The organism is Mangrovimonas xylaniphaga (assembly GCF_001280435.1).
Lineage (GTDB): Bacteria > Bacteroidota > Bacteroidia > Flavobacteriales > Flavobacteriaceae > Mangrovimonas_A > Mangrovimonas_A xylaniphaga.
The window spans coordinates 528,132-551,010 of record NZ_LBIP01000018.1; the positions used below are offsets into that span (position 1 = coordinate 528,132).

Sequence of the window (22,879 nt, forward strand, 5' to 3'; positions counted from 1 at the left end):
TTAAATTATTAAGCATTTTTATTAAAACTCACCATCCACATCACACCAAATTGGTCTATTACCATTCCAAAATAGTCACCCCAAAATACATCTGCCATCGGCATGGTAATTTGACCTTTTTCCGAAAGGCCGATAAACAGTTTATCAGCTTCTTCTTTGGTTTCCGCTGAAATTAAAATATTAATGTTCTGTCCAAAACTTACCTCTCCATAAGCAGGATGATTGTCACTTCCCATCAATATGTCATGCTTCCCAATAGGGAGAGAAATATGCATGATCTTGTCTTGATACGCTTCGGGAATTCCCGGTTCGCTTTCCCCTGGAGGAATTTCGTTAAACCTTCCCAAATACACAAACTCTCCTCCAAAAACCGATTTGTAAAAGTTAAATGCCTCTTCGCAATTGCCGTTGAAGGTCAAATAAGGATTTATAGCTGCCATAATTTCAAAACTATTTCACCTTAATTAAGGTTTGGATGTGGTGTGATACGTAAATAGGGCTTCACTTCGGTATAACCCTTTGGGAACAATTCGGCGATTTCTTCTGTAGTTACCGATGGTGAGATTACACAATCATCGCCTGCTTGCCAATTAGCTGGCGTTGCCAATTTATGATAAGCCGTAAGCTGCAAAGAATCTATCACGCGCAATAGTTCATCAAAATTTCTACCTGTAGACGCTGGATATGTAATAATCAATTTTACTTTTTTATCCGGATCAATCACAAACACCGATCTTACCGTAAACTTTTCACTGGCATTAGGGTGTATCATATCATACAATTCTGACACTTTCCTATCTTCGTCTGCAATGATTGGAAAATTCACAGTTGTATTCTGTGTTTCGTTAATATCGTCAATCCACCCCTTGTGGGATTCCAGTCCATCTACACTCAAAGCTACCACTTTAACGTTGCGTTTGTCAAATTCCTTCTTGTACTTAGCCACCGTCCCTAATTCGGTGGTACACACTGGTGTATAATCGGCTGGATGGGAAAATAAAATCCCCCAACTATCCCCCAGCCATTCATGAAAATTGATATCTCCTTCGGATGATTGCGCCGTAAAGTTGGGCGCTTCATCTCCTAATCGTAATGCTGCCATAATAATTGTTTTTTGATTCCTCTTTAAAGGTAACAATAAAGCAACTGAAAACGAAACAGTTAACATAAACATCACTTTTTATTCATCTTAATTTCAACACCTTAAAAACACCTATCAACTACCTTTTCCATCTCCAAACTTTCATCATAAATACAAGGAATTTTTATCTCAAACACTATTCAAATTTGATATAGAAAACCACTGTCAATAATTGCTGATTCGTTATTAATTCACCTTCAAATAACTTAAATTTGTGTTTTTAAATAAAAATCCTAATCATCATGAATTATAGAATAGAAAAAGACACCATGGGTGAGGTACAAGTGCCTGCAGACAAACTATGGGGTGCACAAACCGAGCGTTCAAGAAACAACTTTAAAATTGGAGCTCCAGCTTCGATGCCATTGGAAATCGTTTATGGATTTGCCTACTTGAAAAAAGCGGCGGCTTATACCAATTGTGATCTTGAGGTACTTTCTGAAGAAAAAAGGGACTTAATTGCTCAAGTATGTGATGAAATTCTAGAAGGAAAACATGATGACCAATTTCCATTGGTAATCTGGCAAACTGGTTCTGGTACCCAAAGTAACATGAACGTTAACGAGGTAATTGCCAATAGAGCCCACCAAATTGCTGGAAAAGTGATTGGAGAGGGAGAAAAAACCATTCAACCTAACGATGACGTAAACAAATCGCAATCTTCCAACGATACGTTCCCCACAGGAATGCATATTGCTATCTACAAGAAAATTGTAGAAAACGCCATTCACGGGGTAATTAAACTGCGTAATACACTTCATGAAAAATCTTTGGCTTTTAAAGATGTGGTAAAAATTGGTAGAACCCACCTTATGGATGCAACTCCTCTTACTTTAGGTCAAGAGTTTTCTGGTTATGTATCGCAATTGGATCACGGTTTACGTGCTTTAGAAAATACCTTACCTCACTTAGCTGAATTGGCTCTAGGAGGAACCGCTGTTGGTACTGGTCTTAACACACCTAAAGGATATTCGGAATTGGTAGCTGAATACATTGCAAAATTCACTAACCAGCCTTTCGTGTCTGCCCACAACAAATTTGAAGCTTTGGCGGCCCACGATGCCTTGGTAGAAACCCACGGAGCATTGAAACAATTGGCTGTTTCCTTGAATAAAATTGCGAACGACATTAGAATGATGGCTTCTGGACCACGTTCAGGAATTGGAGAAATCATCATCCCAGCAAACGAACCAGGAAGTTCTATCATGCCAGGAAAAGTAAATCCTACCCAATGTGAAGCTTTAACTATGGTTTGTGCGCAAGTAATGGGTAATGACGTTGCTGTAACTGTTGGTGGTACACAAGGACACTACGAATTGAATGTATTTAAACCAATGATGGCTGCCAACGTATTGCACTCTGCACAACTTTTGGGTGATGCCTGCGTAAGCTTTGAAGAGCACTGTGCTTCTGGTATTGAACCAAACCACGCCGTAATTAAGCAATTATTGAACAACTCCTTGATGTTGGTAACTGCCTTGAATACCAAGATTGGTTACTACAAAGCTGCTGAAATTGCCAATACTGCCCATAAAAATGGAACTACTTTAAAAGAAGAAGCCATCAATTTAGGGTATGTAACCGCGGAAGACTACGATGCTTGGGTGAAACCAGAAGATATGATTGGAAGTATCAAATAATTGGCTCCAATATTCAAAAACTGATAAATATCATAATATCAGATGAAAACGCCGACAATTGATGTCGGCGCTTTTTTTTTAACAAAAAATTGAAGAAATTTGAAAAAAATACTACGTTTTGTCAATACTTATCAAAAACATTAAGGAATTGGTACAGGTTCGAGAAACCAATGTAACCATTGTAAAAGGTAAGGATATGAAAGTCTTACCAACCCTAAAAAACGCCTATTTACTTATTGAACATGACACGATTGTGGAGTTTGGCCCCATGGAAGATTGTGAAGACATCTACGCCGAAGAGGTTATTGATGCTACAGGCAAAACAGTGCTCCCTTCTTGGTGCGACTCACATACCCATATTGTGTATGCGGGCAATCGTTCCAAAGAATTTGTAGACCGTATCAATGGGCTTAGCTATGAAGAAATTGCTAGCCGAGGTGGCGGCATTTTAAATTCTGCTGAAAAACTACAAAACACAAGCGAAGAGGAACTTTACAAGCAATCTTTGGAGCGTTTGAACAAGGTTATCAAACTTGGAACAGGTGCAGTTGAAATAAAATCTGGTTATGGATTGACAGTTCCTGCCGAACTTAAAATGTTACGTGTCATCAGACGTTTAAAGAAGGAATCCCTAGCCTTCATCAAACCCACTCTTTTGGCTGCTCATGCAGTCCCAACAGAATATAAAAATGATAAGCAAGGCTTTGTGGATTTGGTTGTTGATGAAATGATTCCGAAAGCTGCCGAAGATCGATTGGCTGATTATATAGATGTGTTTTGCGAACAAGGATATTTTTCCTTGGAAGATACAGAACGCATCCTAAAAGCAGGAATAGAACATGATCTCATTCCCAAAATTCATGTGAATCAATTTAATGCCTTTGGAGGCGTTGAATTAGGTGTAAAATACAATGCGTTGTCCGTAGACCATTTGGAGGAAATGGCCCCCGAAGATATTGAAGCCCTCAAAGATAGTAATACCATGCCGGTGGCGCTGCCCTCCTGCTCTTACTTCTTAAGCATTCCTTACACACCTGCCAGACAAATTATTGATGCTGGATTGCCTTTGGCCTTGGCGTCCGATTATAACCCTGGTTCTACCCCAAGTGGCAATATGAACTTTGTAGTAAGTACAGCTTGTATTAAAATGAAAATGACTCCAGAGGAAGCGATTAATGCAGCAACTATTAACGGAGCCTATGCTATGGGAATTAGTAATATGTATGGTAGTATTTGTAGAGGTAAAAAAGCAAATGTTATTATTACGAAACCTATTTCAGGCTACGAATACCTACCTTATGCCTTTGGTGATAATTTGATAGATCAAGTCATCATTAATGGCCAACTTCTAAAATAATTGTATAAAAAAAGCCGAAAGTTTAACTTTCGGCTTTTTGCTATCAATCAATCAAAATCTGTTGTTTACTGAAGGGTAAACTCTGTAGTAGATATTAATTCTTTTTCATTGAAAACGTTTACTACATAACGTCCTTCTTCAAAGTTCTCATCAGCTGGAGCAACAAACTCACAAATATTCAAACTTCTGTTCTCGTAGTTAAACTTGCTTATCAAACTATAGTTTAACACTTTATCTTCAAATTGAATTTGCTCATTGGCACCCAATACATTGTCATGTGGATCCAAAACCTGAACATACAATTCTTTGTCGCCCGCTCCTACCAAAGTGTTTTTGGCAACGGTAAAACAAACTCTAATTTTATCACTTCTACGAGCTCTTTCTGTAGGGATCAATTTTCCTGAGCTTCTTTCAATAACTCCAAAACCTTTCAAACCTACTGTTTGTAAAGTAGAAGCATTAGCCATTACGGTTGCCAATTCTGTATTCTCAACCAAAAGAGAATCCGTAAACATGGTACGTTCTGCCAATTCTACTTGTGTACTGTCCAAAGACGCTGCCAAAAGCAATTTTTCAGCTTTCAATTGGTCGTTTTCAACCAAAAGTTGATCAAACTCTTCCTGAAGGGCTAAAAACTTCTTTTTGTATCTCCAAAGACTGTTTACACTGTTTTGAGATATTTTTAATGAATCCATCAAGCCTTGGATACGCTCTCTAGCTTCTACCAAGTTCTCATTGGCTACTTGATTTTCATTAATAGCAATGTCATACTGCTTTGCCATGTTGGTTAAATCGGCCATCACCTGATCTTTTTCCTTGATTAGTGTAGCTTCAGTTTGCTTTTTGTCAGTGTACAGTTTAGAAGTATAAAATCCAGTCCCGATAAACAGAACCAATAAAATACCAATGGCTACCTTTAATCCCGTACTCTTACTGTTTGTATTCTCCATAATTGTTCTTTTTTTAGTGAGTGTAACGTTAATTCTTAATTGTTTTGTGAGTCGAAAGTAAATAAATAAAACTGTATTTTTACGTTTTTAAAACTAAAAATCCTACATGGATCAACTTATACTTTTTAAAGAGCAAGATTTAAAAAACCTAACTAAAAAAGGTTCAGCCGATTCCAAGTTTGGGGCACAGGTCAAATTACTTTCGGGCCTCACAAATATATACGACGATATTGTTAATTTGGACGTTGACTATGTTCTTTTTGGTATTCCTGAAGATTTAGGAATCTTCGCCAACATTAGTAAAATAGGGACTTCCAAGACATGGGAAGTGGTTCTAAAAAATTTAACAAATAGAAACCGTAATACTATTACTACACCCGAAAAAGTACTCATTCTAGGGTCTTTAGACCTTAAAAAAATCCAAAAAAAGCTCCTTTCCTACGACCCAAATAGCAAAAAAGATATTGCCAAAGCGAGACGTAAAATGGAGTTGATAGATCAAAAAGTATCCTATGTTGTCCATCAAATCATCAAAGCCGGGAAAAAGCCGATAATTATAGGAGGTGGACAGAACAATGCCTACGGAATTCTTAAAGGAGCGTCCCTTGCTCTGAACACTAGATTGAACGCCATTAACTTATCTTCGCAAACTGGTTTTGTAAAAAAAGAAGGAAGACACAGCGGAAACGGTTTTAGTTACGCATACGCCGAAGGATTTCTAAAGAATTATTTTGTGCTTGGCATTCATGACGAAGCAACTGCTGAAACTACCCTAAGAACCTTGGATAAACTAAAAGCTGTTAAATATGGTAAGTTTGCCGCTTTACAGCAGAAATACGATAAGCAACTACGTCGTGCCACCAAACATATAACTACGGCCTCATTTGGCTTGGATATAGATTACGGCATTGTCCATGACATTGAACCAACGCCTACCTCCATTCCTATTGAAAAGGCTCAGGAGTTTATAACACATTTTAGTACCATGCCAGAGGTTTTGTATCTCCATATAAGCAACGCCGTTGTAAATGCTGAAACGAACAAAACGGTGGCATTCAACGTGGCCAACATGATTGTGGATTTTATAAATGGAAACTCGCGTTAATACAAATCAACGCATTTTAGTTTTGTACACTTTTTAATGAATCCAATTGACGCTCCAAACGTTCTATTTCTGCCTTATTAGGATCAACTTTTGGAATGACTTTTAAAGAATCTTCTACCTGTTCTTGTAGGACATCAATATTTTTCGATTGTTCTACATAGTACTCCCCTATCCCTTCACTGGAACGCCAAGCTTCATTCAGTTGGTCGTACACAGCCTTGTCCCAAGTACTAGGTCGCTTTACGTCAATCCAAACCACATCTCGATACTCGCTGTCTACCAAAGCCAAATCTGGAGTTGCCGCGCCATCAAAATTTTCAGAATCCTCACGTACCGCAGAAATAGTTCCTAAAAAGAACATCCGTTTTTTACCCGCAATATTTTTAATATAAGGGCGAAACTCTACAGGTTTGTTCACACTCCAATCAAATTCCTTCCTAGATTCAATTACTTTTAAAGGCATGGCGGAAACCCCGGCATACCCTTGTTTCTTAGCTGCATGGTCGTAATAATACAAGGCATCGGTTCCGTCTGCAGGTATAAATACGCTAAACGTTAAACTGGTACGCTCATCGCCAACCGGCTCCAACCCGAACCAATGGTACAAACCACTATATGCTCCTGTTTTCGTGTCCGAAAAATCACAATCGGTTACGAAAGGTTGCTGATTTTGGTCATCAGGGAGATTTGGAATTTTTACCGCTGTTTTCATGTTCCATGGCAACGGATCTGAAAAGCCACCCAAAAATTTTAAGGATTCAGCTTGGATTCGTGAGACTTTTTCTGAAAGAATGTTTTGTCTCAAAAGAAAATCATGGCCTTGCATATTATCTGGACTTACAAAGGTTCCCTTTCCAATAAAAATACGTTCTAAATAATCCTTGAAATCATGTTCGCCATTTTCAATAATCATCACACCACCAAAGGTTGGATAAGGAAAGAAAAATCCATTCCACTTTATAAGACTTACTACTTCTACCCATTTATCGGAATCATCCTTCATATAAAACACATCCCCCGGTTCATAATTCAACAACATCCACGGATTGAATTTCTGTACTACCGCATTGTAGGTGTTTCTACTGAATTTTAAAGACTCGCCTATGGAAAAGGTTACCGGAATTCTATTGTCACTTGAAAATCGAGGAAATGGCGTGGTACTGGAAACCGCAAAGACTTCTTCAGTATTGTCATTGATACGTTGCCACACATATTTCTCGGTTGGCTGAATAGCCATGGTCCATTTGTTTTCGCCATCTACCCTAACCAAATGTGGCAACGACACATCCTTGGTTTCGCCAACACTTTCGTTGGCCATAGAGAAAATATTCTGAAGCGGTTGAATACGCTCATTTTGCGTAAGCGGTAAATCGTCTATCTCTACTCTATTTAAATGGTTAAAAACGTTATACGTTTTCATATAATCGTACATTTTGAAATGCCAACCCAAGACATATAGAAATCCAAAAAACACTAATAAGATTCCTAAAATTAGAATCCGTTTTCCTGTATGGGCTTGATTACGGAATTTATACAACCCAAAGGCCAATACAATTCCCGACAACAAAATGAAAAAGATATATTTTCTAATGAACAACAGCGCAGGTTGGTAATCGTCTCTTAAAATAAATAATGCGAGCAATATCACAATACCCAAAATAATAGTGATTTGTTTTTGACGCTTTCCTTTGTTCCAGTAATTTTTTATCATGGTAGATGTTAGTTCAATTTATAATAGCCCCTTGTCCTTTAAGCGCTCACGAGCACTTTTTTGTTCCTTATCGGTTGGAGGAGCTTCTTTCGGCAATGCTTCCTTTGGAGCTTCCTTATTCAAGTTTTTTTGCTTAAAATCGTCTATAAAATCCTTTCCTTTTTCTAGGGTTTCCTGAACCATGCCCTCTAGGGATTCACTTTGTTCATCAATGACCTCATTCGACTTGAATATCAATTGTGCCAAATAGGTTCCTAAAATAGTCCCTACAATCATAGAAGCAAACAGGGAAATAGCGGCTAGGTCAATGGGTAATAAAAATTGAGCAATGACTATACCGATCAAAAACAAAAATGTAATAGATACCAACCGGATTAAAAACGATTGCTGATATACAAAACCCGTTTTGTCTTCAGGCTTCATCTGCAGTTTTTTGGAATTGATTATTTTGTTAAAAGTACGATACATTCCATTTCCATTGGACTCACGCCAATAGATAAGAAGTCCAAACAGAATTGAAGCAATAAATACAATGAGTTCGAGTGTCATGACAATGCTTTAAAGGTTTTGATACTTACTAAATTAGTCTAAAAAACTTAGATATTGTTACGTATGGTTTGGATCACCCAATCCTGAAGGGAATCCTCCCAATTATTAAATTCTTGGTAAAACGCTTCCTTGTCGTACCAGTATAAAAACAGCACATCTTTTGGTGAAATATTCACCAATAACTGCCAAATCAAATCTTGGTGTTTCGCTTTCAAGGAAGAATGCGGATTATGGAGCGCTTCGTACATTTTTGAGTCTACGATATCTGAAATTTTGTATTGATTACTCACTTCCATTTTCTCCAAATAACGCTCTACACTCATCACACGCTTACGGCTTTCAATATCCAGTTTGTTCAAATAACTTTTAAATAGGACACTGTCGTTAAGTATATCGCAAATAGGATGATTGGGTTCCGTTAGGCTTTCCGCCAATTCCATTTTTTTAACACGGTCATACCTGTCCGTTTTCACAACCTTTTCCAAATCGCATTCAATCAATACATGGTCTCGCAATTTTTCCATCAATTCAGGTTGGGACACATGGTAAATCAACACTTCATAAACCGTATCTTTAATAGCCTCCTTGTACCAATGCAAATCTTCAAATATCACGATAGGCATAATGAAATCACGCAACACATAAACCCCTCCAAATGCTCTGGTATAGAAAGACTCGGTAGTAAATTGTAAATCGGGCAATTCTAGATCACGATTGCGTAAATCCCCATATTTCTTGGCCGATTCCAGCAATTTTGAATGAAGCCCTTCATCTATAAAGTTTTGATTTTTTTTGAACTTTTCAATAAGTTGCAATTGTTTTTTCTGCGCTTTATCAAGGTCATTGATTAAATGAAACCGTATCTGAACATCCTTATACTTGAGCAAATCCAAGGGTTCGTAAAACACATCTATTTTTTGATCAAAATCCAAGCAAATGGCACAATCCCTTGTGATATCGGTGATTTTTTGACCATGTACCCTAAATACAAATTGCATGATTTCCCTATCAAAAGTATGAAAAGGCACATACACAGGCTTCCCTTTTTGTAAAGGCGAAATCAAAATGCCATGTGGATTGGCTTCCCCATTATTGAGGTAGTGCATTTCGCTTTTTTCTTCGGCAATTTCTGGGCTCCAACCTATGCCATCAATCGAAAACTGCGTTAATTTTGTAGGCATAAACCCTAACTTTACCAAGCATTGGTTATACCTTTCCACAAGTTTTCCACTTACGGGAAGCAGTTCACTTCTAAATAAATTTGCCGCTTTTAGCTTTTCCATCACAATAACTTATGAATTTGGGCATATTGCACTAAAATAATCGTTTTGGCATCTTGGATTTGGCCATTGCCCACCATTTCAATAACTTTTGAAAACGGCAATTCCTTGACTTCTATATCTTCCAATTCAATCTCAAGACCACCACCTTCGCTAACTTTCATGTCTTCGGAATATTCTCCAATAAAATAGTGCATTTTCTCGGTGACTGCTCCAGGAGAAGAATAGGCTTCCACAACTTTTTTTACTGTCTTAATTCTGTAGCCTGTTTCCTCTTCTACCTCCTTAATGATACAATCTTCCGGGTGGTCCTTATCCAACATACCGGCACAGGCTTCAACTAAAAAACCATCGGTATTGTCATTCAAATAGGTAGGCATTCGAAACTGTTTTGTCAAAACCACCGTACCTTTTTCCGGATTGTATAGTAAAATAGCAGCGCCATCTCCTCTATTATACGATTCCCTATTTTGACGCACCCACTCTCCAGATTTCAATTGGTAATCATAATTGACTTTTTCCAACAAAGCCCATCGGTCCGACAGTATTTCCCTATTTATATTTTTTACACGATTAGTGCCCATTGTCAAACATTTTTCTTGCTTCTAAATCTATATTCAATTGTGCTACACGCTCATCAACTTTACGTTTGAAGTCGGTATCAGCAATAGTTGCTACATTGTCCAAATAGCGAACCACCTCCTGTCTTCTAATTTCCGAAAAGTTCAAACCATTCATATTCTCACGCATCAATTCTTTCAACATCCCAAATTTGGTTTCATAATCCTTTTTGAAATAGATTTCTGGATTGTCAAACCAATTCTGGTCAAGGTCAAAATCGGTTAAACGCAATGAAATGGCCGATTGGATATTACGAACATCTCTAGACGAGAAGAAGGGAAAAGAAGTTTGAATTTCCTTATACAAATTGGCATAAAACAAATGTGAATCGGAAGGATATGAAGCTTCCACTCTATCATAAATGTCATGTACCCTTGCTTCTGTTGGTTTATCAACAATTTGAAGAATCTCTCCCATATTTTTAGCCAATCCTTGATGCTGTAAATAGGTGTAATCCTTTGGATTTTCCATATTCACAAAATCCGGCATGGTATCTTCAAATTTGCGCCACCATAAATAATCCTGATCCAAGAAGTCATGCTCTGTCTGGGCTCCATCAATTTTAAATCGCCCCTGCACACGTGAAATCACAGCCTTATCCAACATTTCCGGGAGGTTGGTAAACAAACCGATGGAACTATTCCCATAATTCACAGCATAAGCCCCTTCGGTATAACGTAAAAAGACACCAATAACCTCCTTAACTCCTGCCGAGACCCCTTGAGAGGTTCTCTCCTGAAGATTATTTTCTGCATCGTCAATAGGCGCAAAAATCAATTTTGAAGGATCTTGCAAAGGCTTCATCCATTCCACCATTTTCTCTGCAGAACCTCCCTGAAACGTACTAATCAACGTATCTGGCATTGGGTGAAACAAAAACGGAATGTCCAAATTGTCACAATGCTCTTTGAGTCTTGTGGCAATAGCGGCAATCAGCATACTTTTCCCTGTACCAGGGATTCCATACCCCATAAAAACGGGCATAAAACCTCCCAATTCCTGAAAAGGATTCTTCTTCTCTACAAAATCATAACTCAACAAACGTTCTGTTAAACGTCGAGCAAAGTGTTTAGCATCACGGTTTCCAACGATTTGTTCAAATTGAACTTTATTGAACTCCACACTTTTAGCCGCCCCCATAAACACATTTTCCCATCCTGAAATGGCAAAATCCGAATGCTCCAGTTTATAGGTACGATCTAATATGGTTTCCTGATATTCCAAAGTGCTTTTGCGCATTTGGATTTCAGCAATCATCGCTTCAAAATACACTACGCTAAAGTCTACCACATCTTTATCTGACTTGATAATGTCTGGATGTGACAAATATTTGTCATAGTAAAACAGCATACAGGAAATTCCTTTTAAAGGAGACAATAATGACACTTCCGGTATACCTGCAAACTTTTGCTTCATCACACTTAAATCGTCTGAAGCCACAGGTTTTAAACGAAATAAAATATTATAAGCCGTGGCATACAACATAAAAGCCGTTGCCGTTTGCATTTTGCTTTCGTACTCGCGCTTCCCTGAAGTATCCAAAGCCGATTTACGTTCATTCAAACTGGAAAGTCCCGAGGCATCGTAATAACTATCCTTAATCCAAATACCTAGAGTAATCCCTTCCTGAACAGCATAAAGCGTCTCATTTAAATACAATGGAATGGCCACAGATTCTGGCAATAAACGCTTCTTTAAACCTAAAATAGTTTTGGAAATAGACGTGATTTCAGTTGCGCCACCACCGTTATTTGCTCTGGAGAGATACAACAAAATAGAATCGTCCTTACTGTCCTTATCTCTGTTTTTGGCACGCTGCCCCTGTTCCCACTGGATACTTTTTAAATACGAGGTTGCTTCGTCACGAAGCATATCCAATTCATTTTGCTTTATAGGAAAAGTGGAATTATGTTCCATATATTTTCATTCAATATTTTGAAGGTCATTTGTTCTTCTTCTTTTCTCTAAATGACCTAGGTTGATTACACTTCAATTTTTAGTTGGTTGGCAAACTGCTAATTTCAATAGGCGGTTTTGCCAGTTGATTCATCACTTCTGGAGTCTTGCTGTATAACATTTGGATGATTCTGTGAGGTGCGAACACATACTTTTCCTTTGTTGGTTCACTCCATTTTTGAAAGGTTTGCTTTGAAAAATAACCACCTTCACTAAAATCACCTCTGGAACGCACTTCGTCAATTTCCAAAGACATGGCATAAGATTCCAACGGAATTTCCTTTTTCCCTATGCCCTGTAAAATGGCATGGGTAATTTTGTTTTCATCCTTGGCAAATACATTATGAAGCGGTCCTAAATCAATTCTTTTGATAAGTTTCGGATGGATATTCGGCAATTTTTTATCAATACCATAGGCCATGGTGTCCATAGCCATTTTTCTATCCCCAACCGTTTTAAGCGCTTCATAAATATCATTTTTAATGTCTTCAATACGATTGCTTCCTTTTAAGTCGAAATACATAAAACATATAAAAGGGCGATTGAGTACCACATCAAAGAAGCTCCAACTGGTCATTAATTCGGTTGAAGCTGTTTCAGGTGCTGCGATAATTTTCCCCTGAACAAAACGATTAAAAATGTAATTTTTGTTCACCGATTGATAATAAGAAATCGAAGCTGCCTGAAACAGCCTGCTTCGCTTAACTGGTTGCTTTTTTCTTAACAACGTATCCAGAAATTCCTCTTGCAACACAGGGATTGGCGTCAACTTTTCCAAATATTGGTCACGAAGTTCAAGATCGTTGAACAAGTACCTGAATTCCAAATAATTTGGAAATCCAGATTCTGTTAAATCCACCTTCATGTTATCCTCGTCATCATACATATATTTAATACGCATGGCCTCGATGGAATACATCAACAAATCGCAATATTGCTTAAAAAAGACAATTTCCTGTTTGGTACACAATGCATTGCGCTGTACACTAACAATCAATTCCTTCAAAGCAAAATCTACCATATTGTGGTAGAAATTATAATGCTCCTTTGAATCGAGAAAGGCAGAATCCAAGGGGGTTACAATATGCTCTACAGACATATAAAAATTACTTTAAACTTTTATTTGATTAGATAGACAGTCATGAAGTTTCCAAGTATCTAACCTAAGATCAATTCACCTAAGCGGTGTTTTAAAAAAGAGATTCCCTCTTTCGAGGGAATGCTTCTATTTAACTTAACAAATCGTCGTTACCTTCGTTTGTTTTTTTTGCAGGTTTTGTAGTTTCAACTTCAACCGATTCTTTGGCATCTGCTTTATAGTAATCTTCAAAAATTTCTTTCATATCGATACCATAACGCTCCGCGAAATTCTTTTGAATATCCATATCCTTCTCTCTGATTTCCTGCAAAGCTTCAGCATAACTACTATACACACCTTGCATAACTTTTTCATGAACAGGAATGTTATCCATCATTTCCTGACGAGCTTTAGCACTAGCAGTATGCATTGCTGCTAAAGTCTCACCAATGTGCTCATCTGTTTTAACTCCCAGATGTTCCAAAATAGCAGCAAATTCTTGATCGGTGCGTGCTTTTAATGCCACTACATAGCCATCATAGTATTTTAAACGCTCTTCAGTATCACTCTTCAATTTCGCTCTATGTGTTTGCAGATTGCTTCTTAAAGATGTCAATACCTTAATGGTTAAATTGTGCTTGTGCACAAAGCTGTCCTTGGAAGCCGCCAAAGTAGTGTAGGCATTTTTAAGACCTTCCAACTCTTCCACCTTTTGCTCAAGTTCGGTAACTTTTCCAACGGCTTGCGCATATTCAGCAGATTGTTTATCGGCAATCTCCTCCAATTCCTGGCGAGCTTGTTTCAACAAAGCATATTGCTCTTCAAGTTTTGCTTCAACTTCTTTTTTCTTTTCAAGCGCTTTCGTATGGTTTTTGGTCGCTTCCACAATGGCATCCTGAAGCTTATCTTCAACTTCCTTGATTTCCATTTCACGGTTCTTTAATCGAGATACCGCAGCCTGACTCTTGAAAGACAATTCGCTTAATAAGGTTTGCACATCTGCAGATTCTATACGTTGTTGAAACAACGCTTTGGCTTTATTATCGGCTGCATCTCTATCTTTTTGCGCATTTTGCAATTCTTGCTCAGCTTCCTTGATTTTACTTTTACGCCCCCAAAGATTATTCCACCATGTGTCTGGTTTCCCCTCGGCATCTTCAAGTTCAACCCTGGCACGCTCCAAACGTTTTATAGCGTCATCAATAACTTTTTGCTCTTCAGCATTTAAATGAGAAAAGTCCTCAAATATGATTCCCACTTCGTCCTGATAATCTGTTAAATCCTTTATGGCATCCAACAATGTAGAACGGTCCTTTTCGGCCATATGGACAACGTCATCCAAAGTGGCATTCAAAATCTTTTGACGCACTTCAGGATCGTCCTCTTGAGCTAATTTGGACTTCATGGTGTCAATGGCTTTTCCCCAATTGACATCTACTTTTTCTTGGCTTTGATTGGAGTTGGTTTCCAATAAATCGAAATCATCAGACATATTTAGTTGTAATTTTTAGTTGAACGTTAATTTTTCGGAAAGGCAATTTCGTTAAAAAAATACCATTTATAAAATTAAATCTCTCTAAAAATATAAGTAGTTTAACAATTTAATTTGTTACATGATATTTATTTAAAATTTCTTATTCTATATTTAACTAAAACTAAAATCTTATGAACAATAAATTCTACCTTACAATAAGTTTAGCCGCGACCTTACTATTATTTAATTGTAAAAGCGATAAAAAGGAACCAACTGAAACGCCTCCAACGGTTGAAAGTCCAACGGCAACTCCTCCTGAAGATATTGAAGAGGTAGAAAAGGACTCTTCGGTAACTAATGAAGTGCCCACTAAGAAAGAAACTCCTGCACCCACTGAAAAAAAATCTGATGTTAAAAAGAACATCGCAAGTAATGTTTCTGTAGAAGGAGCCATCAAAATTACGGCCATAGAGCATGCTTCGATGGTTTTAGAAACTAATGGGACAACTATCTATATTGACCCTGTTGGAGGTTCAGGACTTTATAAAGGGATTAACCCTCCTAATTTCATTTTAATAACAGACATCCATGGCGATCATTTGGATGTACCTACATTGGAAGCTATAACCTCTCCTAATACCATCATCATCGGCCCGCGAGCCGTAAAAGAAAAATTAAGCCCATCTTTACTTAAAAACTATGAGCTAATGTTTAATGGCTTGAGCAAAGGGTTTAAAACTTCTAAAGTTGAATTGAATATCGACGCAATCCCTATGTATAATCTTAGAGAAGAAGCTTTGCAATTCCACACTAAAGATCGTGGCAATGGTTACGTATTAAGTATTAACGGTACCAGGGTGTATGTGTCTGGAGATACCGAAGACATTCCAGAAATGAGAAGCCTTAAAAATATAGACATTGCTTTTGTATGCATGAACCTTCCTTATACTATGACCGTTGAAAGTGCTGCGAGTGCCGTCCTTGATTTCAAACCTAAAAAAGTATATCCCTACCATTATAGAGGAACCGAGGGTTACAGCGATGTGAAAAAATTCAAGAATTTAGTAAATGCCGGTAATAAAACCGTAAAAGTTGTACAGTTGGAATGGTACGACCAAAATATGTAATTCAATTTATTAACAAATTTAGAACGAATAGTTTATGTTAAAATTTATATTGTATATTTGGTAAGCAAACCCTATCTATCTGTATAATTATGACAACCTTAGCCTATACTTCTCATTTTTTGGTCAGTACCACAGAGCTTACGTTAATTCTAATTCTAACTGCTGCTGTGTTTATTTTTTTTATAGTCATTGCTATAATAAAAATGTATAAACTAAAAGCAGAAAACAAACGGCTAACAGAACTAGAATCCTTCAAAGCTTCGGTAGACGAAAGCTACAAAGACTTTACCGAAGGACATTTATACGATAACAATTAAGAACCTTATTAAGGTTCTTTTTTTATACGTAAAAGTGTCATGAAATTAATTGATTTCACACATTCTTATAAAAATCTTAAAATTAATGAGTAATATTTTCTATTATCACTGTTAAAAAAAATTAACAAGAAAAATCTAATTAATTTTAACAGATTTTATTAGATTTTTAAGCATATAAGTATATCTTTGGCGACGAAATTTTAATTTTAAAACAACAACTATGAAAAAACTTTTATTATTATGTTCTTTGTTTGTAGGAACATCTGCCCTAGTTTCTTGTAGCAGCAGTGATGACGATTCTTCAGGAGGTGATCCAGTTGCTAATTCCATTACCTTAACTGCTGATGTTACAAGTATCGAAATGGGAAGTTCAGTAAATCTTACTGTAATGAACGATCTTGACGAAAATGTAACTGGAACTTCAACTTATTATGCAAACGGTGCAGTAATTTCTCAAGTATTTACTCCTACCGCTGCAGGTTCTTATACTATCCATGCTGAAAACGGTAGCTTAGTAAGTAATACCGTTACAGTAACAGTTATTGCTGTACAACAAGATAATGCTATATTCTATAATGAAATGAACTATGAATTAGCAAACTCTGTATTAGTATATTATGGAGCAGTTGATGCTTCAGATGACGGAATTGATGAAAACACTCATGGGCTTTGGGCTTTAGTGGCAGGAAATGGTGATTTTCAAACTACAGATTCAACCAATTACATTCAATTCATTTTATTGACAGACCTCGATACTGAAGGTCTTCCACTTTTCCCTAGCAGTGAAGCTTCAACTTATTACTACTCTTTAGCTTATTTAGCATTAGACGGAGTTGATATTGTTACCGAATTTGGTCATGAAGCTGACCCAGCTTTTGCTATCAATGCTGACTTCTCGGAAACAGCTGATTTTTCATATAGTGCTTCTGTAGATGGTACTCCAATTGCCCTTGATTATGCAACAACCTATTTAGGCTATATTGATCAATCTACAAGCGGACGCCCTGCTGCTGTTACTCCAATTTCTGAAGTAAACACAAAAATTGATCCTATTTTATTGAACGCTTTACTTAAGTAATTCGCGAAATACTTTAAATAAAAAAAAAGCCTGCAAATTGCAGGCTTTTTTTTATTTAAATTCAACACTACCAATTACACAATGATTTATCAATGCAACCTAACATTGTTTGTCCATCCAATTCTAAACCAATAAAAGAAATAATTTCTGGCAAAATCTCTTCTGGATGTTCCATTAAATCCTTATAATTCACATACAAAAGTTCCACGCCTGGTTCCTTATCTTTCCAAATTTCAACTTCCTTTAAATGTTTTCGGTAAGCATTCAACAAATCCACTGGTAAATTATCAGTATCCCTACCAATCATTTTTTGCTGAGATTTCACTACATCTGTCAAATCTCGATTCATAAAAATAACTTTATAGCGGTATTGCGGATCTAAAAATTTCAACAACGGAGCTACCACCTTTACAGATTTACCTCTAGCCAAATGTAACCAAGAATTATCCTTATGTATTGACATCACAGGGTTATACTCAAAATACCCTTTGGGATTTGATTCATCTGGTTTCCTTGAAAAATCCGTTAAGACCTCGATACCTCCATTGTGTAACATTTGCATCATTAAAGAAGTCCCTGAACGAGGCAAACCAGACACAACTACTATTTGATTCTTTCTATAGATTGAAGACACTTTATCGTTAGGCTCATTTTGATTGAGTAGTTTTTCTTCTACATTCTCAAGAGCCATGTCCATTCTAGAATTCTTTTTAACTACAAATCTTGAGGCAGTTTCATAAGCAATCTTTGCATTTTGCAAATCACCCAACTTCTCCAAAGCCTCACCCAATGTGTAGTGTGCAGCAGGATAATATTTTATAAAGTTAATACTAGATAGAGCATGATGTGCGGCCCGTTCAAAATCCCCTGTCCGGATGAGAGTTTCAGCCAGTGCCTGGTGATATTTAGCCGAATCACTTTCCATCTTAATAGCTTCTTCAAAAGCCGCCTTGGCACCATCAAATTTCTGAAGTTGCCTATATATGATCCCTATTTGATACCAAACTTCGGAATTTGGTTGTCGTTCTTTTGCAGCGAGAAGTAATCTTAAAGCTTGATCTAACTTTCCTTTTCCTATAAGAATTTTGGCTTCCGAAAAATAAGTGTTTATCTGAAACATTTTGTTCATTGTACGCAATTTCCCCAAATACTTTTCAGCCACATCAAAATCTTGTTCAGATAAACTGATGGATAATAAATCCATATAATAAGGAATGACATCTATGGGCTTTTCATGCTTTATGAGCTCCAAAAGCAATGGCTTTGCTGATTCAAAATCATGCTTTCCTATAAACACCCTTGCCAAATTATGTTTTAAATCGCATTGGGTCTTCAAAATGGCTACTTCAAGTTTTTCATCTGGTTTCTCCACATATCCCAAATCAATGAGTTGCTGCATCGTTTCTGTATCAGATAGTGCTTCCTCTAATTCATAGGAATCATGTTCTCCAAAATCACCTTCCACTTGTTCCCAACTATCAATAAACCTAGGGGTTTCAGGATTTTCAAATATATCCAGTGCAACATTGCCATCCATATCTTTACCAATGGGTAAACCATACATGTGCAAAATGGTAGGAGCAATATCAATAAGTTTTAAACCGAATACCTTTTCATTCTTTTTTATATTGGGGCCTGCGGCTACAAAAATGCCAAATTGCCGATGCTCCAGAGCTGGTGCTGCTGGATATTTTGGCATTTTCAAAATACGTTTGGCACCCGATTCAAAACCGTGGTCGGACATTACAATTATGGTGGTTTCCTCATCCACCAATTCCATCACTCGTTCCAACATCATATCTTGAAAACGATAGGCTCCAATGACCGTCTTATTATAAATATCGTATTGCTCTTGGGAAACACCATTCAGCTTAGGAGGGTAATACTTCATAAAGGAATGGCAAAAATGGTCTATCATGTCATAATAAACCGCCATAAAATCCCATGCTGTCTCTCGCATAAGATAAGTTGCCACAGCATGTACCGAAGTATTTTGAGCAATTAAATTTGCCAACGACTGTAATCCAAAATCCTTTTCTTGATCAATCTGTGCCGCTTTGGGAATAAAAGGCAAAATATGAGCTTCCGTAACTTCATAGGGGAACATTCGCAAATCCTTGATATCATGAGTCAATTCTTCAGGATGAATCGTGCCGATTTTTATTGGAGTTGTTTTTTGTGGGTTTGGATCTACTTTTTGAAATTTATCTGACACTACAACCCCGTTAATTGGTTCAGCTGGAAAACTTGGCCACCATCCTACCATATTACTTTTTAATCCCTCATGATGCAATATATTCCAAATAGCTCTCGACTTTCTGGAAGTAACCGTAACAGGTCTGATTCCATTCATATTTGGAGTCACTTCCATAAAACCCAACACTCCGTGTTTGTCTGGGGTTTTTCCTGTTGCAACGGACGACCATAACATTGGTGAAAAAGGAGGATTCATAGTTCCCATATTCCCTGAAACCCCATTATCCATCAAACGCTTCAATGCTGGCATTTGATCTTTCTCCAAAAGCGGTCTTATAATATTCCAATCAGCCGCATCCCAACCAATTAAAAGTACCTTAGTCATTGGGGAAATTTTGTTGGTGTACCTGTCTCTCCTTGACTTCTCTCCAAGCTCTCAATCCAATATCCCCTAAAGCCAATAATCCCAAAGATCCTTCTGGTGTAATTGTATACTTGTCTTGTTTAATAGAATGGTTGGTTTGCGATTTCATACAACTAAAATTAAAGTATATGAAATTAATAAAATTCCACTACTAAAACAATTTAAAAACCTAATTTACAATACATTAAACAAATTCACTTCAACTGATGATACATCTTATATTTCATCCATCGACAAAACATATTTGTTTGTCTACAAAACCCCTACTTTCGTCTTCAAATGCTTTTATTACTGGTATATTCAGTAACTTAGTTAATAATACAGTTTCTCTATTTCCCCTGTATTACATTATTCTCTCTATTCCTTGGAAATTAATTTTTAGTTGAAGTTTGACATGTTTAAGTCTGTTTTGAATCTCGCTTTAGCTTTCAACCAGACTAGTGTACCAATGAGGTTTATTCGAAATAACATTTTTCACCAAAACAATTGCCATGGATACTCCCAACAATAAAAATTTTATTCTGAATTTAGCACAATATAGTACACTAGCCATGGCTTTAGCTAGTGCCACAGATACCAATGGACAAATTATCTACACTGATGTTGATCCAGATATAACCACAGCATACTACAACTTGGATTTAAACAACGATAGTACCGATGATTTTCAATTTGACATAACTAATTCTTTCGGTACATGGTTTAATTTACAACCTCAAAATTCCAATGCTGCTTTGGGAGAATATGGGTTTTGGTATAACTCCCTAAATGTCTTAAACAATGACCAAGTTATCAGTTTCGGCCTATCAGAATGGGTAAGTGGATGGTTATTTATGTGCAACGGGGCATGGGGAGGTTGGTGTGGCAAAACCGACAAATATATCGGTTTACGATTAAAGATAGGATTAAACATACACTATGGTTGGGTAAGGCTAGATGTAAACATGAAGACTTTTACCATTAAAGACTATGCATATAATATAACACCTGGAGAATCTATCAATGCTGGTCAAACTGTTTTAAGTATAGATGATCTTGATCCAAAAGAAATAAAGGTGATTTCATTAGCAAACAGAATTAATCTTTACAATTTACCACAACCATTGGAATATAAAATATTTTCGTTAACAGGGCAATTAGTCCTTGACGGAAAAACGAAAGAAACCACGTATACGATCCATACCAATGCACTTACAAAGGGTGTATATGTTATCGAACTGTTTGACAAACAATGGAAATCAACATTAAAAAAGAAGATTGTCATTTAATCAAAAATAAGTTATGAAAACTCCTACCTCTTCGAATTTACCCAAAAGAATAGTACAATATAGCGCAATGGCAATGACTTTAATGAGCTCGACAAATGTATTGGGACAAATTGTTTATACTGATATAGATCCAGATATAACCACACCAAACTACAACTTGGATCTCAACAATGATAGTACTGATGATTTTCAATTTGACATATCTGATTCTTTGGAAACTTGGGTTAATATACAACCTCAAAATTCTAATGCTGTTTTGGGAGGATATGGACCTTGGTATGGTTCACCAAATGTCTTAAACAATGGCCAAGTCATCAGTTCTGGCCAATCTGCATGGATAACGGCAGGGATATTTATGTGTAACGGATCATGGGGATACTGGTGTGGCAAAACCGACAAATATGTTGGTTTGCGATTCAAGATAGGGTTAAACACACACTATGGCTGGGTAAGGCTCGATGTAAACATGAATACTTTTACCATTAAGGATTACGCCTATAATGGAACTCCTAACGAACCTATTAATGCAGGGCAGACCACGTTAAATGTTAAAGATTTCGATTTAAAAGGAATTAAGTTGGTTTCCCTAACCAACCAAATTCAGCTTTACAACTTACCTGAACCACTGGATTACAGAGTATTTTCTATAACCGGACAAATTATCCTTGAAGGCAAAACCGAAGAAAACACATTTATAATTAACACCAATACATTTGCAAAAGGTGTATATATCATCGAACTGTTGGATAAACAATCTAATTCTACATTAAAAAAGAAAATTGTCATTTAATCAAAAATAAATTAACCTGATATTTTTAAACACTTTAAAAGCTATGAAAACTCCAACCTCTTCAAATTTATCCAAAAGCATTGCCCAATATAGCGCTATGGCATTGGCTTTAAACGGCTCCACAAATGTATTGGGACAAATTGTTTATACCGATGTTGATCCTGATATTACCGGTACTTTTTATAATTTAAACACGAATAATGACAATACCAATGATTTCCAAATTCAAATGGTATTCCCATGGGGTAATATTGTATATCTCCAAACTTTAAACACCAATTCCTTTATGGGAACCGAGAATGGATACAATTGGATTTTAACAACCCCTCTAGATATTGGACAAGCCATTAGTTCTGGACAAAACTGGTTTCAGGGCAATGGATTTATTGCTGGGGGCTATTCAACTTCTATTGCTACATCCAATAAATATGTGGGCCTTCGCTTTAAATTAGGTTCAAATACCCATTATGGTTGGGTACGTTTAGATGTAAACGCCAATAACATTACCATTAAAGACTACGCCTATAATGCAACCCCAGGAGAATCCATTAATGCTGGACAGAGCACATTAAGTGTTGAAGATTTTAATTTAAAAGACGTAAAAGTGGTTTCCAAAAACAATAAAATTGAGCTATATAACCTATCAGAACAATTGGATTACAGATTGTTTTCCATAACCGGACAAATTGTGCTAGAGGGCAAAACCGAAGAAAACACATATACAATTGGCACCAATACACTTGTAAAAGGTGTATATATTATAGAATTATTTGACAAAAAATCGAAATCTGTATTAAGAAAGAAGATTGTGATTTGA

The 22,879-nt window shown here is 36.8% G+C and carries 21 protein-coding genes; 9 read left to right on the forward strand and 12 right to left on the reverse strand.

Annotation, left to right across the window (positions count from 1 at the left end; all coding sequences use genetic code 11):
- Positions 1-8: 8 nt before the first annotated feature.
- A complete protein-coding gene (locus ZA06_RS13365; RefSeq protein ID WP_053977970.1) occupies positions 9-440 on the reverse strand; it encodes a VOC family protein in 432 nt (143 codons plus the stop codon).
- Positions 441-460: 20 nt separating this feature from the next.
- Positions 461-1,102: a peroxiredoxin gene (locus ZA06_RS13370; protein ID WP_053978094.1), complete on the reverse strand. Its 642-nt coding sequence runs from the start codon at positions 1,100-1,102 to the stop codon at positions 461-463.
- 281 nt (positions 1,103-1,383) lie between these two features.
- Here ZA06_RS13370 and fumC point away from each other — a divergent pair, with 281 nt between their 5' ends.
- Positions 1,384-2,781 (forward strand): class II fumarate hydratase, encoded by a 1,398-nt coding sequence (gene fumC, locus ZA06_RS13375; protein ID WP_053977971.1) that lies wholly within the window; start codon positions 1,384-1,386, stop codon positions 2,779-2,781.
- Positions 2,782-2,899: 118 nt separating this feature from the next.
- Complete coding sequence (gene hutI, locus ZA06_RS13380; protein WP_053977972.1) at positions 2,900-4,138, forward strand: imidazolonepropionase; 1,239 nt, start codon at positions 2,900-2,902, stop codon at positions 4,136-4,138.
- 65 nt (positions 4,139-4,203) lie between these two features.
- On the opposite strand, the gene ZA06_RS13385 is transcribed toward hutI, so the two are convergent.
- Positions 4,204-5,088 carry a hypothetical protein gene (locus tag ZA06_RS13385; RefSeq protein ID WP_053977973.1) on the reverse strand — a complete coding sequence of 295 codons (885 nt, stop codon included), beginning with the start codon at positions 5,086-5,088 and terminating at the stop codon, positions 4,204-4,206.
- A 106-nt stretch (positions 5,089-5,194) separates the two neighbouring features.
- Between ZA06_RS13385 and ZA06_RS13390 the strand changes: the two genes are divergently transcribed.
- A complete protein-coding gene (locus ZA06_RS13390) occupies positions 5,195-6,193 on the forward strand; it encodes an arginase family protein (protein WP_053977974.1) in 999 nt (332 codons plus the stop codon).
- A gap of 16 nt (positions 6,194-6,209) precedes the next feature.
- Here ZA06_RS13390 and ZA06_RS13395 read toward each other — a convergent pair whose 3' ends face one another.
- The 7 genes from ZA06_RS13395 to ZA06_RS13425 form a co-directional block, all read right to left on the reverse strand.
- The gene (locus ZA06_RS13395) at positions 6,210-7,904 is read right to left on the reverse strand and encodes a DUF308 domain-containing protein (protein ID WP_053977975.1); all 1,695 of its coding nucleotides are present in this window, start codon (positions 7,902-7,904) and stop codon (positions 6,210-6,212) included.
- 18 nt (positions 7,905-7,922) lie between these two features.
- Positions 7,923-8,453: a hypothetical protein gene (locus ZA06_RS13400; protein WP_053977976.1), complete on the reverse strand. Its 531-nt coding sequence runs from the start codon at positions 8,451-8,453 to the stop codon at positions 7,923-7,925.
- Positions 8,454-8,500: 47 nt separating this feature from the next.
- Positions 8,501-9,736, reverse strand: coding sequence for a DUF6638 family protein (locus ZA06_RS13405; protein WP_053977977.1), 1,236 nt, complete (start codon positions 9,734-9,736; stop codon positions 8,501-8,503).
- Positions 9,736-10,317, reverse strand: a complete 582-nt coding sequence (locus tag ZA06_RS13410; protein ID WP_053977978.1) for an NUDIX domain-containing protein — start codon at positions 10,315-10,317, stop codon at positions 9,736-9,738. Before ZA06_RS13410 ends, ZA06_RS13405 begins: the two co-directional genes overlap by 1 nt.
- Positions 10,307-12,271: an AAA family ATPase gene (locus ZA06_RS13415; RefSeq protein WP_053977979.1), complete on the reverse strand. Its 1,965-nt coding sequence runs from the start codon at positions 12,269-12,271 to the stop codon at positions 10,307-10,309. The genes ZA06_RS13410 and ZA06_RS13415 overlap by 11 nt, the downstream gene beginning before the upstream one ends.
- 79 nt (positions 12,272-12,350) lie before the next feature.
- A complete protein-coding gene (locus tag ZA06_RS13420) occupies positions 12,351-13,409 on the reverse strand; it encodes a hypothetical protein (protein WP_053977980.1) in 1,059 nt (352 codons plus the stop codon).
- Between the two features lie 130 nt (positions 13,410-13,539).
- Positions 13,540-14,880 carry a coiled-coil domain-containing protein gene (locus ZA06_RS13425; protein ID WP_053977981.1) on the reverse strand — a complete coding sequence of 447 codons (1,341 nt, stop codon included), beginning with the start codon at positions 14,878-14,880 and terminating at the stop codon, positions 13,540-13,542.
- Between the two features lie 173 nt (positions 14,881-15,053).
- Between ZA06_RS13425 and ZA06_RS13430 the strand changes: the two genes are divergently transcribed.
- The 3 genes from ZA06_RS13430 to ZA06_RS13440 all read left to right on the forward strand — a co-directional run bounded on the left by ZA06_RS13430 (position 15,054) and on the right by ZA06_RS13440 (position 17,384).
- Positions 15,054-15,989 carry an MBL fold metallo-hydrolase gene (locus ZA06_RS13430; RefSeq protein WP_053977982.1) on the forward strand — a complete coding sequence of 312 codons (936 nt, stop codon included), beginning with the start codon at positions 15,054-15,056 and terminating at the stop codon, positions 15,987-15,989.
- Positions 15,990-16,078: 89 nt separating this feature from the next.
- Entirely contained in the window at positions 16,079-16,306 is a 228-nt protein-coding gene (locus tag ZA06_RS13435; protein WP_053977983.1) for a hypothetical protein, read from the forward strand.
- A 220-nt stretch (positions 16,307-16,526) separates the two neighbouring features.
- Positions 16,527-17,384, forward strand: a complete 858-nt coding sequence (locus ZA06_RS13440; RefSeq protein WP_053977984.1) for a hypothetical protein — start codon at positions 16,527-16,529, stop codon at positions 17,382-17,384.
- A gap of 67 nt (positions 17,385-17,451) precedes the next feature.
- Here ZA06_RS13440 and ZA06_RS13445 read toward each other — a convergent pair whose 3' ends face one another.
- Together ZA06_RS13445 and ZA06_RS16945 are read right to left on the reverse strand one after the other, a co-directional pair.
- Complete coding sequence (locus tag ZA06_RS13445) at positions 17,452-19,965, reverse strand: alkaline phosphatase family protein (RefSeq protein WP_053977985.1); 2,514 nt, start codon at positions 19,963-19,965, stop codon at positions 17,452-17,454.
- Entirely contained in the window at positions 19,958-20,113 is a 156-nt protein-coding gene (locus ZA06_RS16945; protein ID WP_157503266.1) for a hypothetical protein, read from the reverse strand. Before ZA06_RS16945 ends, ZA06_RS13445 begins: the two co-directional genes overlap by 8 nt.
- Before the next feature lie 382 nt (positions 20,114-20,495).
- Between ZA06_RS16945 and ZA06_RS13450 the strand changes: the two genes are divergently transcribed.
- Genes ZA06_RS13450 through ZA06_RS13460 form a run of 3 tightly spaced genes read left to right on the forward strand, consistent with a single transcriptional unit; the run spans position 20,496 to position 22,879 of the window.
- Complete coding sequence (locus ZA06_RS13450; RefSeq protein WP_053977986.1) at positions 20,496-21,272, forward strand: T9SS type A sorting domain-containing protein; 777 nt, start codon at positions 20,496-20,498, stop codon at positions 21,270-21,272.
- A gap of 13 nt (positions 21,273-21,285) precedes the next feature.
- Entirely contained in the window at positions 21,286-22,062 is a 777-nt protein-coding gene (locus tag ZA06_RS13455) for a T9SS type A sorting domain-containing protein (protein WP_082332027.1), read from the forward strand.
- Between the two features lie 43 nt (positions 22,063-22,105).
- Entirely contained in the window at positions 22,106-22,879 is a 774-nt protein-coding gene (locus ZA06_RS13460) for a T9SS type A sorting domain-containing protein (protein WP_053977988.1), read from the forward strand.

Coding starts and splice junctions, on each gene's coding strand:
- ZA06_RS13365 (WP_053977970.1), bottom strand. CDS start 440: ATGGCAGCTATAAATCCTTATTTGACCTTCAACGGCAATTGCGAAGAG.
- ZA06_RS13370 (WP_053978094.1), bottom strand. CDS start 1,102: ATGGCAGCATTACGATTAGGAGATGAAGCGCCCAACTTTACGGCGCAA.
- fumC (WP_053977971.1), top strand. CDS start 1,384: ATGAATTATAGAATAGAAAAAGACACCATGGGTGAGGTACAAGTGCCT.
- ZA06_RS13385 (WP_053977973.1), bottom strand. CDS start 5,088: ATGGAGAATACAAACAGTAAGAGTACGGGATTAAAGGTAGCCATTGGT.
- ZA06_RS13390 (WP_053977974.1), top strand. CDS start 5,195: ATGGATCAACTTATACTTTTTAAAGAGCAAGATTTAAAAAACCTAACT.
- ZA06_RS13395 (WP_053977975.1), bottom strand. CDS start 7,904: ATGATAAAAAATTACTGGAACAAAGGAAAGCGTCAAAAACAAATCACT.
- ZA06_RS13400 (WP_053977976.1), bottom strand. CDS start 8,453: ATGACACTCGAACTCATTGTATTTATTGCTTCAATTCTGTTTGGACTT.
- ZA06_RS13405 (WP_053977977.1), bottom strand. CDS start 9,736: ATGGAAAAGCTAAAAGCGGCAAATTTATTTAGAAGTGAACTGCTTCCC.
- ZA06_RS13410 (WP_053977978.1), bottom strand. CDS start 10,317: ATGGGCACTAATCGTGTAAAAAATATAAATAGGGAAATACTGTCGGAC.
- ZA06_RS13415 (WP_053977979.1), bottom strand. CDS start 12,271: ATGGAACATAATTCCACTTTTCCTATAAAGCAAAATGAATTGGATATG.
- ZA06_RS13420 (WP_053977980.1), bottom strand. CDS start 13,409: ATGTCTGTAGAGCATATTGTAACCCCCTTGGATTCTGCCTTTCTCGAT.
- ZA06_RS13425 (WP_053977981.1), bottom strand. CDS start 14,880: ATGTCTGATGATTTCGATTTATTGGAAACCAACTCCAATCAAAGCCAA.
- ZA06_RS13430 (WP_053977982.1), top strand. CDS start 15,054: ATGAACAATAAATTCTACCTTACAATAAGTTTAGCCGCGACCTTACTA.
- ZA06_RS13435 (WP_053977983.1), top strand. CDS start 16,079: ATGACAACCTTAGCCTATACTTCTCATTTTTTGGTCAGTACCACAGAG.
- ZA06_RS13440 (WP_053977984.1), top strand. CDS start 16,527: ATGAAAAAACTTTTATTATTATGTTCTTTGTTTGTAGGAACATCTGCC.
- ZA06_RS13445 (WP_053977985.1), bottom strand. CDS start 19,965: ATGACTAAGGTACTTTTAATTGGTTGGGATGCGGCTGATTGGAATATT.
- ZA06_RS16945 (WP_157503266.1), bottom strand. CDS start 20,113: ATGAAATCGCAAACCAACCATTCTATTAAACAAGACAAGTATACAATT.
- ZA06_RS13450 (WP_053977986.1), top strand. CDS start 20,496: ATGGATACTCCCAACAATAAAAATTTTATTCTGAATTTAGCACAATAT.
- ZA06_RS13455 (WP_082332027.1), top strand. CDS start 21,286: ATGAAAACTCCTACCTCTTCGAATTTACCCAAAAGAATAGTACAATAT.
- ZA06_RS13460 (WP_053977988.1), top strand. CDS start 22,106: ATGAAAACTCCAACCTCTTCAAATTTATCCAAAAGCATTGCCCAATAT.